The organism is Pseudoalteromonas sp. S4741, from assembly GCF_005886135.1.
Lineage (GTDB): Bacteria > Pseudomonadota > Gammaproteobacteria > Enterobacterales > Alteromonadaceae > Pseudoalteromonas > Pseudoalteromonas tetraodonis.
In genome coordinates, this window is record NZ_PNCN01000102.1 from 1 (window position 1) to 11090 (window position 11090).

General features: G+C 41.0%; 8 protein-coding genes. 5 read left to right on the forward strand and 3 right to left on the reverse strand.

Going from position 1 to position 11090, the window contains the following annotated elements:
* The first annotated feature begins 381 nt into the window (after positions 1 to 381).
* Both CWC30_RS13680 and CWC30_RS13685 read left to right on the forward strand, forming a co-directional pair.
* On the forward strand, positions 382 to 1272 hold the full coding sequence (locus tag CWC30_RS13680) for a TIGR01777 family oxidoreductase (RefSeq protein ID WP_036954506.1): 891 nt from the start codon (positions 382 to 384) through the stop codon (positions 1270 to 1272).
* A gap of 135 nt (positions 1273 to 1407) precedes the next feature.
* The gene (locus tag CWC30_RS13685) at positions 1408 to 2586 is read left to right on the forward strand and encodes a GGDEF domain-containing protein (protein ID WP_138627368.1); all 1179 of its coding nucleotides are present in this window, start codon (positions 1408 to 1410) and stop codon (positions 2584 to 2586) included.
* A 62-nt stretch (positions 2587 to 2648) separates the two neighbouring features.
* Here the strand turns inward: CWC30_RS13685 and CWC30_RS13690 are convergent, their stop codons facing one another.
* On the reverse strand, positions 2649 to 3317 hold the full coding sequence (locus CWC30_RS13690; protein WP_058154755.1) for a DUF2987 domain-containing protein: 669 nt from the start codon (positions 3315 to 3317) through the stop codon (positions 2649 to 2651).
* A complete protein-coding gene (locus tag CWC30_RS13695; protein ID WP_013465099.1) occupies positions 3310 to 4119 on the reverse strand; it encodes a glucosaminidase domain-containing protein in 810 nt (269 codons plus the stop codon). Before CWC30_RS13695 ends, CWC30_RS13690 begins: the two co-directional genes overlap by 8 nt.
* A gap of 181 nt (positions 4120 to 4300) precedes the next feature.
* Between CWC30_RS13695 and CWC30_RS13700 the strand changes: the two genes are divergently transcribed.
* A complete protein-coding gene (locus tag CWC30_RS13700; protein ID WP_064662534.1) occupies positions 4301 to 5593 on the forward strand; it encodes an anti-phage deoxyguanosine triphosphatase in 1293 nt (430 codons plus the stop codon).
* Positions 5594 to 5661: 68 nt separating this feature from the next.
* On the opposite strand, the gene CWC30_RS13705 is transcribed toward CWC30_RS13700, so the two are convergent.
* Complete coding sequence (locus CWC30_RS13705; RefSeq protein ID WP_138627369.1) at positions 5662 to 7818, reverse strand: prolyl oligopeptidase family serine peptidase; 2157 nt, start codon at positions 7816 to 7818, stop codon at positions 5662 to 5664.
* A gap of 157 nt (positions 7819 to 7975) precedes the next feature.
* Here CWC30_RS13705 and CWC30_RS13710 point away from each other — a divergent pair, with 157 nt between their 5' ends.
* A complete protein-coding gene (locus tag CWC30_RS13710) occupies positions 7976 to 8287 on the forward strand; it encodes an Mpo1-like protein (RefSeq protein WP_013465102.1) in 312 nt (103 codons plus the stop codon).
* 177 nt (positions 8288 to 8464) lie between these two features.
* A complete protein-coding gene (locus CWC30_RS13715) occupies positions 8465 to 11020 on the forward strand; it encodes a TonB-dependent receptor plug domain-containing protein (RefSeq protein WP_138627370.1) in 2556 nt (851 codons plus the stop codon).
* Positions 11021 to 11090: the final 70 nt, after the last annotated feature.

The following is an 11090-nucleotide window of genomic DNA, read 5'->3' on the forward strand; positions in this document are numbered from 1 at the left end:
ATTGGGTGGCGCCCTGGGACTGTTGACCTTTCACGATTAAAGTTGCAGCCGTCTTTTTGGTATTAAGGCAAGGCAGAGCCTATGTGGTGTGGTTGTTCCCCATAAATAGGCGATAACGCAGCATTAATGCCAAACAGGCGCTGCCCTTCGGGTTCTGTCTAGGGGCAATTTACTCTTTGTTGCTCGGTTTTGACTTAGCCCACTAGGTTACAAACCTCGCGCCGCGATTAAATCGCCCCTAGTTTGAACAAATATTAATCCGCAAAGACCAACAGACCCTAGGTGATCATAATAATGATTAGTACGTATAAATTTGCAAATCGTTGAGCTGGGGAGTATAAATTTTAAACATCCCGCTTTATTTATAATTTTGGAGTTGCAATGCATATATTTTTTACAGGCGCCACGGGCTTAATTGGTAGGCACCTATGCCCTTTCTTGTTGCACCACCACGACATTACGGTACTAAGTAGAAACCCAACCAAAGCTAAAGTGTTGTTAGGCCACAGAGTAAATGCTGTTAGCAGCTTAGACGATGTCGATTTTAATACGGTCGATATTGTCATTAATTTAGCCGGCGAACCTATCGTTAATAAACGCTGGAGTGATAAACAAAAAGCAAAAATACGCGATAGCCGAATTATTATTACCCAAGCCATAAGCGATGCAATTAATCAGTGTCATACACCGCCACATACGTTTATTTCAGGCAGTGCAATAGGCTATTATGGTCGCCAAGGTAAAACCCAAGTTGATGAAAACAACACAGAACCACACGATGAATTTAGTCACCAACTTTGCAGGGATTGGGAACTCGCTGCATTAAAAGCTGAGTCTGACGATACTCGTGTTTGCTTACTTCGCACAGGCATTGTACTGGCTAAAAAAGGCGGCGCACTTGGAAAAATGTTGCCTGCATTTAAGCTTTGTTTAGGCGGGCCAATTGGCAATGGCGAGCAAGGTATGTCATGGATCCACATTGATGACATGGTGCAGCTCATTTTATTTTTGATTCGTAATCAAGATATCTCTGGTGCTGTAAATGCCACTGCCCCGCATCCGGTGAGCAATAAACAATTTAGCCAATCATTGGGCAAAGCATTGTCACGCCCTGCCTTTATGCCCATGCCTGCAGCTGTGCTCAATGTTCTAATGGGAGAAATGGCAGATCTACTTACAACCGGCCAATTTGTGGTGCCTAAAAAAGCATTAGAAAATAATTACCGTTTTCACTTTTCTGAAATCGATGCCGCATTAAAAAGTTTAGTTTAACGACTGACCTTAAAGGGTTAAGTTTGTAGCAAGGGAGTATAAAGTTAATACTTTTTACTCCCTTGCTATTTTAGTGTTACTACCTAATAATGAGTTAAGCGTTATTTCTTATTCAGCTAAAAGAGCAACTAAAACATGCTTCATTTACCCACATTAATTAGCCTCTGTTTTATTCTTAACTTGTTTATTGCAGTGTTCTTTTTTTCTGTGTATTCATATAAAAAACAACCTAGCTTTTTATTTTTTGCTACTGCCTGCTGCTCGTTTATAACCGCTATTGCCCTGATTGGTTTGAGAGGGGTGATTGACTATCCACTTTTAACTTACTTTTTTGCTTACCTATTTATTATTTTAACCCCACTCCTGCTTATTTTAGGGTTAATACCACAAAGTACGGTGCTTGCAGTAAAGCTAACGCCTTTATATTATGCCTGTGCTATATGTTGCACATTGCTACTTGCTGTGTATCTCATTGATGCGGGGCAAATTATTACCAGTATTATTACTGCCGTACTATTTAGCTACGCGGCCTATTTAATGATTAAAACCCCCAGTGTTGCTATAGTACAGCAACGACTACTAATTGCCTGCTTTTCACTACACAGTCTAGTAATGCTGTTGCAAGTTGTACTCCTTGTTTTACCCTACTTTAGCCAAATTAGTCAGGCGAACTTAGCCGCGGGGTTACAACTATTATTGGTCTCGCATTTATTTTTAACCACAGCAAGTGCATTAATTCTGCCGTTTATTGCTTTTGCCAATGAAGAATCAAAACTAATAAACTTAGCGAATCACGATCCGCTTACACAATTATTAAACAGACGAGGCTTTTTCCGCCTGTGTAAAAAAATAACCCACACTGCACCACTTAACAGCAGAGTGTCGTTAATTATGCTCGATATCGATCTTTTTAAACAAGTGAACGACCAATATGGCCATGAAACTGGCGACGAAGCAATAAAGTGGATTGCACAACATATTAACGAATTGTTTTTTGAAGCAGGCATTACCGCTCGAATTGGCGGAGAAGAGTTTGCTATTTTCCTTAACCAAAAAAACCTTACTCAAGCAAGGCAGTTAGCCCAAAAGCTATGCAGAAGTATTGATCAATATCCCTTTTATTTTAACGGTAATAGTATTGCATTGTCTGTTAGTGCTGGAGTAAGTAGCGCACTTATTCGCGATTTAAATATGCAAGAGCTGCTATTGCAAGCTGATAAACGCCTTTACCTTGCTAAAGAAACGGGCCGAAATAGAGTTGTTACTCATGATGAAAAAAGCGCACTCATGAATAGCCCCTCTGCCATTATTTAATTTAGCGATAAAAAAGCGGGGTCAAACCTGACCCCGCTTTATAATCAAACCAATTAATTTTATTACTTACTGATCCAAGGCGTTACTTTAACTACCTCGTTTATATCAGCCAATACTTTGGTGTCGTTTTGCCAGCTGTCTGTTACTTCAAAATAACATACTGATTCTTCGCATGTTATGCGCTCATCATCAAATTGTTTAGGCGCGTTAAAAGTAACAACCACCCCTTTTTGCTCAGGCAGTAAAAACCACATTAGTTTGCTAACAAAAAAGCCCGACAAGTCTGTTAAAAGCGCTTCAAGCTCATTATTAATGGTTAATAATGATTGCTTTGAAAAGGTTAGCCCTTCTAGCTCGTTGGCCTCTATTTGAAGCTTTAACTGACAATCATGAACCGGATTTTTAGGCTGAACCACAATCACCGCTTTGTCAGTATCGAGCTGCTTATCATACGGTAATAACAGTTGCGCTTTGTCAGTGTAATTAAGCGGGTACTCATTTTTTTCAGTTAAAATAGTCCCGCTTTTGATACTACATACTTCGTTAGTACCAATATCGCTAATATAAAAGTTTACGCGGGCATACTGAAAATCGCCTTTGTTTACTACTTTTAAACGGTCGTAAAAACCGTCATACGACATAACAAACTCTTTAGCATAGGTGTTATTTGCCGCTATTGCTAAAAAGCAGGTCGCTATAGTCGTAACTAATTTTAATACTGGTTTATTCATCAAAGTACGCTCGGTTTTGATTGATCATCGTATTTAGCTCTTCAATATACGCTTCACCACGCTCTGAGTAGGACATCAGCCCAAGGGTTAGCTTAGTCGCTTTAATTGGCTTTTGCTGTGCGCGTAAATCTTCACGTATACTGCGTAATTGTTTATAGGCATTATGCGTATTAATATTTCTAAAATATGACGTTACAGCAGCGCGAACCGATTTAAATGCAGCCACTTCATGCTCGGCTTCATTATTACGTCTTCTTGGCACCATGCCACAGCCTTTTTTGTAGCACCATTGACCAAAAAAGTTTAAGCCTATTCGGGCAAAGCGTGAGGTACCCCATGCCGACTCATTAGCAGCTTGCATTAGGGCAAGTTCTTTAGGAATAATATCTACACGGCGCAGCGCTTGAGTTAGTGTAAGCGTGTCTAAGGTTTCAGGTAAGCGGTATAATTTAAGTATTTTTTTAATATCGCTCGCTTGTTTTTTACTTAACGGCTCGTCGTGTTCTAGCATCATGCGCGCAATTTCAATGTTTGCACGTTGCTGTAAAATCTTTTTGTTTTCGGCTTCTACATGGGGCTTAATGAAGTTAAAAAACGCATGCTTTTTCTCTTTTACATCGGTGTATTCTGAGAATTTTGGCAACTTAACATTGTGCAATGGTTTTTCTTTCTTCTTTTCTTTTTTAATGTCGTCAGCACGTGTTTGTTCATCTGAAACAAACTCATCAGTTTGTATAAATGGATGAGTAAGTGCCCAAATAACAAGGGCGGCTAACAACAACTGAAAAATAGTTTTTAACATGTATTATCTCAATTAAACTCTAAGTTATGTATGGTGTAGTCACATACATACGAACACTCATTATACCTAAGCCACTTTATAAACGCGAATACCGAACAACTGAATAAAATTCATACGCCTATTGTGAGTTATTTATAATATACTAAGCGTTAAAGTCGTAGATATAGAGATAGGTTGTGACATGGATAAACAGTGGCAAAATAGAATAATTGAACAATATAAGCACCGCCCAAACGATAACCGCTCTCCTTGGCAAATAGACCGCTCTCGAATTATTCATGCTGCAGCATTTAGACGCCTTCAAGCCAAAACTCAAATAATGGGTATTGGTTTAAATGACTTTTATCGCACACGTCTTACCCATTCTTTAGAAGTATCGCAAATAGGCACGGGCATATTACGTCACTTAAAAGCCCTGCACCCTCGTTTTGAACATTTTCCATCAACCGGATTACTCGAAACCTTATGTTTAGCGCACGACATCGGCCATCCGCCCTTTGGGCACGGCGGAGAAATTGCGCTTAACTACATGATGCGTGATCATGGCGGGTTTGAAGGTAACGCACAAACACTACGAATAGTTGCCAAACTAGAGCCTTACAGTAATGGCTATGGCATGAACTTAACAAGGCGCACATTATTAGGGTTTATAAAGTACCCTGGTTTTATCAATCAGTTGTGGTACAACATTCCCAAAGTAGATAAACAACGCGCGTTTATAAAAGCCGACGACTGGCGACCTGCTAAAGGTATTTACAATGACGATGCACCTATATTTAATTGGATCATTGAACCACTGAGTCAAAATGATAAAGCATTATTAACCAGCCAAAATATTGTAGATTCATACCGAGCTAAAACACGCTATAAATCTCTCGATAGTGCCATTATGGAACTGGCTGATGACATTGCCTATGCCGTACACGATCTTGAAGATGCCATAGCCACCGATGTGTTAAGCCTAGACGATTGGTTAACCCATGCATTGCCGCACTTACAAGCACTCAACTATGATTGGTTAAATACGCTACTTAAATCACTTACAGAGCGATTATTTTCAAAGCACGAACATGAACGCAAAGATGCCATTGGTGAATTAGTAAATACCTTTATTATTCATATTCATTTAGACATACAAAACGATGCCTTTGAATGCCCTATTTTAAAGCACACCGCCAAATTAGATCAGCAATACGAAAGCGTATTACAAATACTTAAACATTTTGTGTTTCAACGCTTGATACGCGACCCTCAAATGCAGCAAATAGAATTTAAAGGGCAGAACCTGCTTATTGAACTGTTTACCGCATTTGCCAGCGATCCAATGCGGTTATTACCCGAAACCACGCAAGCACTTTACCTAGAAGCCGAAAAACACCATCAAGGCATGCGAATTATTTGTGACTACTTAAGCGGTATGAGTGACGAATACGCTTATAAAACTTATCAACGGTTGTTCTCTCCCATACAATAAAGTAGTGAGCATAAAAAAAAGCCGAGTCATTTAAGTAACTCGGCTTTTCGTTAGCTTATAAAGTCACATTAAAGTGATTTAATGCCCATGTTGTAAAGCGTAAAACCGTACATGTCGGCATAAAGGTCAATAATTTTACTTGTTGGCGTACCCGCACCGTGGCCTGCATTGGTTTCAATACGAATAAGCGTTGGATTAGTGCCCGCTTGGTTCGCTTGAAGCTCTGCTGCAAATTTAAATGAATGCGACGGTACAACGCGGTCATCATGATCGCCTGTAGTGATCATAGTCGCCGGATATTCAACCCCTGCTTTTACATTATGAATTGGCGAGTAGCCTTTTAAGTAATCAAACATTTCTTTACTTTGGTCGCTAGTACCGTAATCGTATGCCCAACCAGCGCCCGCTGTAAAGGTATGATAACGAAGCATATCCAGTACGCCTACCGCAGGTAGCGCCACTTGAAATAAGTCAGGTCGCTGGGTCATTACGGCACCGACTAATAACCCGCCGTTTGAACCACCTCGCAGTGCTAGGCGCTTTTTAGAGGTGTATTTTTTATCTTGTAAGTATTGTGCAGCAGCAATAAAGTCGTCAAATACGTTTTGCTTTTGCAATTGCGTACCTGCTTTATGCCACTCTTTACCATACTCACCGCCACCACGAATGTTTGCCACTGCGTATACGCCGCCTTGCTCAAGCCAAGCCGCTGTTGTTGAACTAAAGCGAGGTGTTAAGCTTATATTAAAGCCACCATAGCCATATAAAATAGTTGGGTTGCTACCGTCTAATTTAATATCACTTTTGTAAGTAATAATCATCGGTACTTTAGTGCCATCTTTAGAGGTATAAAATACTTGCTCAGAGGTGTAGTTGTCGCTATTAAAATCAATCCCTGACTTACGATATACTTTAGACTCACCACTTTGTACGTCAAAACTGTAAGTCGTGCCAGGTGTTTTGTAGTTAGTAAATGAGTAATAAAGCGTAGTTTGCTCTTTTTTACCGCCAAAACCACCCGCCGTACCAACGCCTGGTAAACTAATATCGCGGATCAATTCGCCCTGCTTGTTGTACTGCTTCACTTTAGAGATAGCATCAACCATGTAGTTGGCAAAGAATGTGTTACCGCCAAGCGTTACATTAAGTACGTTTTCGGTTTCTGGAATAAAGTCTTGCCAGTTTTCAGGTTGCGGGTTGCTTGCATCAACCGTCACTACTTTTTTATTTGGAGCATTTAAGTTAGTAACCAAAAATAGCTTGCTGCCTTCGTTATCAATCACGCTGGTATCAGAGTCGGTATTACCCACTACGGTAACAAACTCGCTATCTGGCTTAGTTAAATCTTTAATAAATAATTTATTGCCTGAGGTCGATACGCTAGCACTAATAAACAAATAACGGCCATCTTTGGTCGCTTTAGCGCCCACATAACGATGTTTTTGCTCAGCGGTATCGCCAAATACTAGCGCATCCTCGCTTTGGGCTTGGCCTAATTTATGATAGTACACTTTATGTTGATCAGTTTTTGCAGAAAGCTCACTGCCTTCTGGTTTGTCGTAGCTTGAATAATAAAAACCATCATTTGCCAACCAACTTACGCCACTAAATTTAACATCAACCAGTGCTTGCTCTACTTGCTCTTTGGTTTCGGTGTCTATAACAATGATTTTACGCCAATCACTGCCACCTTCCGATATTTGGTATGCTAACAATGAGCCGTCTTCTGAAAATGATAAGCCCGACATTGAAGTGGTACCATCTTCACTAAAGGTATTTGGATCTAAGAAAATCTCAGCCTCGCCGCCGTCTTTACTGCGGTATAAAACGTACTGATTTTGCAGGCCATCATTTTTGTAAAAATAGGTGTAATCACCTTCGGTGAACGGCGCGCTGATTTTTTCGTAGTTCATTAACTTTTCAAGGCGCTGCTTTAACGTATCTCTGTACGGTATTTGCTCTAAATATGAAAAGGTTAGGTTATTTTGTGTTTTAACCCATTGAGCCGTTTCATCACTCATATCATCTTCTAACCAACGATACGGATCAGCCACATTTTCACCAAAGTAAGTGTCAACCACTGTGCCTTTTTTAGTTTCAGGGTAATCTAGAGAGTTAACTGCTTTCATTGCTGTTTTTACTTCATTTTGAGAGGTGTTTTCTGCAGGTTGTGAACACCCCGCAAGTGCGATTACAACCGCACAGGTCAGTGTTTTTTTTAGCATTGTTATTTTATTTCCTTGTTGATAATCAATCTAAGTTATTAACTTTTCCTGCTTTTGTCTATTAAGATGCGGTAAACGTCATTTATCGCTGTTAACCTGCGCTTAGTTACGCTTAAATACATTAATGAACAACGTTTAAACACCAATAGGCTAAGTAATGACAGAAACCCAATCCTTTAAAAGCTTTAAACGCTTTTACCCTTATTACTTAAAAGAGCATCGTAATCAAACCTGCCGTAGATTGCATTTTATAGGCAGTAGTTTAGTACTGTTACTGGCAGGCTATGCGTTTTTTAGCTCACAACTTATGTTGTTATGGTTATTACCAGTGATTGGTTATGGCTTTGCGTGGGTTGGGCATTTCTTTTTTGAAAAAAACCGCCCTGCTACATTTAAGCACCCGTTATATAGTTTATGGGGCGATTGGGTAATGTTTAAAGATATGCTCACAGGTAAAATTAAATGGTAAATGGCGACTTACGCTACAGGCTACTCAAATAGTCCACCTGCCGCTGTAAATAAATTGTAGATTGAATGTAATTCAATTGACCTTGGTTGTAAAAATGGTCTACCTTGACAACAGAAATTTCAATTAGTTCATTAATAATTGAATTACCTGTAGAGCATTGAATGAGGGAAACTAATCATGCAACTAAAACAGCTATTTACAGCAAAAAAAACCATTACACTCAGTGTTGCCGCTGCACTACTTGGCTCGTGGTCGGTAAATGCCGCACAGCAAGAAACACAAGCAGAAGAAAATATTGAACAAATTAGTGTAATTGGCTCTCGCCGACTCGGCCGCACAGTTGAAGACAGCCCAGTTCCGATTGATATCATTAGCGGTGATGCCCTAAAAAGTTCAGGGCAAACTGAAACCAATGCACTACTGAGCACTTTATTACCAAGCTTTAATTTCCCTCAGCCATCAATCACCGATGGCAGCGACCATGTGCGCCCAGCTCAACTGCGTGGCTTAGCACCTGATCACACCTTAGTGCTCGTAAATGGTAAACGTCGCCATAGTAATGCACTGCTTAATTTAAATGGTTCAACCGGTCGTGGGTCATCATCGGTTGATTTAAACGCTATTCCTGCAAACGCGATTGAGCGAATAGAAGTATTGCGCGATGGTGCCGCAGCGCAATATGGCTCAGACGCCATTGCCGGTGTAATTAATATTGTCCTTAAAAGTAATAGCAGTGGCGGCAGCCTAGGTGCTGTATATGGAGCAAACATCACCGAAATGCAGGGTGTGCCTCAACTAGAATCCGTTTCTGAAGATGCCAATGGCAACTTAGCCTTTAATGAAGGCAGCGACCGCTCGCTGACCGACGGCCAAACGTTAACCTTACAAGGTAATATGGGTTTTGAATTAGGTGATAACGGCTTTTTAAGTATTTCTACTGAATATCGCGACCGTAGCTCAACGAATCGCTCTGATTATGACCAGCGCGAAAATTACGCCCGCCTACCTGATGGCTCTCTTGATCCGCGTGAGTTCACATGGGATCGTTACAATCATAACTTTGGCAATGGCACCGTTGAAGACTTTGCGCTGTTTTATAATGCCGGTTATCAATTAACTAACGATGCCGAGCTCTACTCGTTTGGCTCTTACAGCAAGCGTGAAGGCGAAGGCGGAGGTTTTTATCGTCGCGCACAAGACAGCCGTAACGTAACAGATATTTATCCTGATGGCTTTTTACCGGTGATCACCTCAGATATTGACGATTTTTCGTTAGCACTTGGCGTAAAAGGTTTTGCTAATGAATGGAATTACGACGCTTCTGCTGTATACGGCCAAGATGCCTTTAACTTTGGTGTTATTGATAGCTTAAACACCTCATATGGGCCTAGCAGTCAAACCAGTTTTGATGCCGGTACACTTACCTACGATCAGCTGACTATTAACCTTGATTTTAGCCGCGAGATTGATGCTGACTTTTTAGCTAGCGGAATTAACGTCGCAGTGGGTGCTGAGTATCGTCGTGAAGGCTACGAAATTCAGGCAGGCGAAGAAGCCTCATACGCACAAGGCACTTTTGGCCCTGGTGGCGCAGTAACCGACCCAGTTAATGGCCCATTTGGCTCTGCAGGTTCGCAAGTATTCCCAGGTTTCACACCTGAGTCTGCGGGTGATAACAGCCGCCATAATGTTAGCCTTTACGTTGATTTAGAAGCCTTTATTACAGATAACTGGAACGTTGCCGTCGCAGCGCGTTATGAAGACTACTCTGACTTTGGCGATACGCTTAATGGTAAAATTGCCACCCGTTATACGCTAACAGAAGATTTAGCATTACGCGGCTCTGTATCAACCGGCTTTAGAGCGCCCTCTCTGCAACAGCAATATTTTACTTCAGTGGCCACCGTGTTTGTTGATGGTATTCCAACACAAACAGGGACGTTTGCCCCAAGCAGTGATGTAGCCGTTGCATTGGGATCACCGGGCTTAGATGCAGAAGAAGCCACCAACTACGGGGTAGGTTTTACCTGGTCAACCGACTTTAATTTCAGCTTATCTGTGGATTATTACCAAATATTAATTGATGACCGTATTGTGTTATCAAATAACCTGTCGGGTGCAGGTGTAGCAAGCTTACTTGAGGGCACTGGAGCTAACCAAGGGCGGTTTTTCTTAAACGCGATTGATAGCAAAACCCGTGGCGTTGATGTGGTTGCCTCTTACAACCTAATGACCGATAACTACGGTGATGTAGCGTTTAATTTAGGCTATAACTACGGCAAAAACGAAGTGACTAATATTATTGCCCCACCCGCTGAGCTACAAAGCGTAGGTGTTGAACAAGATAATTTGTTCTCGGGTAATGAACTGCGTCGTTTTGAAGTAAGTACCCCGCGTAATAAATACAACCTAAGCGCTACATGGACACTAAACGAATGGCGTACCACACTTCGCAGCACTCGCTATGGTGAGACACAAGACCCATCAGAAATTCCAGAGCGTAACGAAGTGCTCAAGCCAAAGTGGATCACCGACTTAGATGTTGCCTATGCACTTAATAACAACATTACTCTGAGCTTAGGCGCTAATAATGTGTTTGATGTATACCCAGATCCAACGCGTGATTTAGTGAGCGATGTAACTACCTTCTCACGTTTGTTCTCGTATTCGGGCTTTTCGCCATTTGGTTTTAATGGCCGTTATGTTTATGGCAAAGTTGAAATGAAATTTTAAGCTGCAGCTAAAAACAAAAAGCCACACTATTTAGTGTGGCTTTTTAATAGATTAGGGTCTGTTGATCTTT

Coding starts and splice junctions, on each gene's coding strand:
- CWC30_RS13695 (WP_013465099.1), bottom strand. CDS start 4,119: ATGTTAAAAACTATTTTTCAGTTGTTGTTAGCCGCCCTTGTTATTTGG.
- CWC30_RS13685 (WP_138627368.1), top strand. CDS start 1,408: ATGCTTCATTTACCCACATTAATTAGCCTCTGTTTTATTCTTAACTTG.
- CWC30_RS13680 (WP_036954506.1), top strand. CDS start 382: ATGCATATATTTTTTACAGGCGCCACGGGCTTAATTGGTAGGCACCTA.
- CWC30_RS13705 (WP_138627369.1), bottom strand. CDS start 7,818: ATGCTAAAAAAAACACTGACCTGTGCGGTTGTAATCGCACTTGCGGGG.
- CWC30_RS13710 (WP_013465102.1), top strand. CDS start 7,976: ATGACAGAAACCCAATCCTTTAAAAGCTTTAAACGCTTTTACCCTTAT.
- CWC30_RS13700 (WP_064662534.1), top strand. CDS start 4,301: ATGGATAAACAGTGGCAAAATAGAATAATTGAACAATATAAGCACCGC.
- CWC30_RS13690 (WP_058154755.1), bottom strand. CDS start 3,317: ATGAATAAACCAGTATTAAAATTAGTTACGACTATAGCGACCTGCTTT.
- CWC30_RS13715 (WP_138627370.1), top strand. CDS start 8,465: ATGCAACTAAAACAGCTATTTACAGCAAAAAAAACCATTACACTCAGT.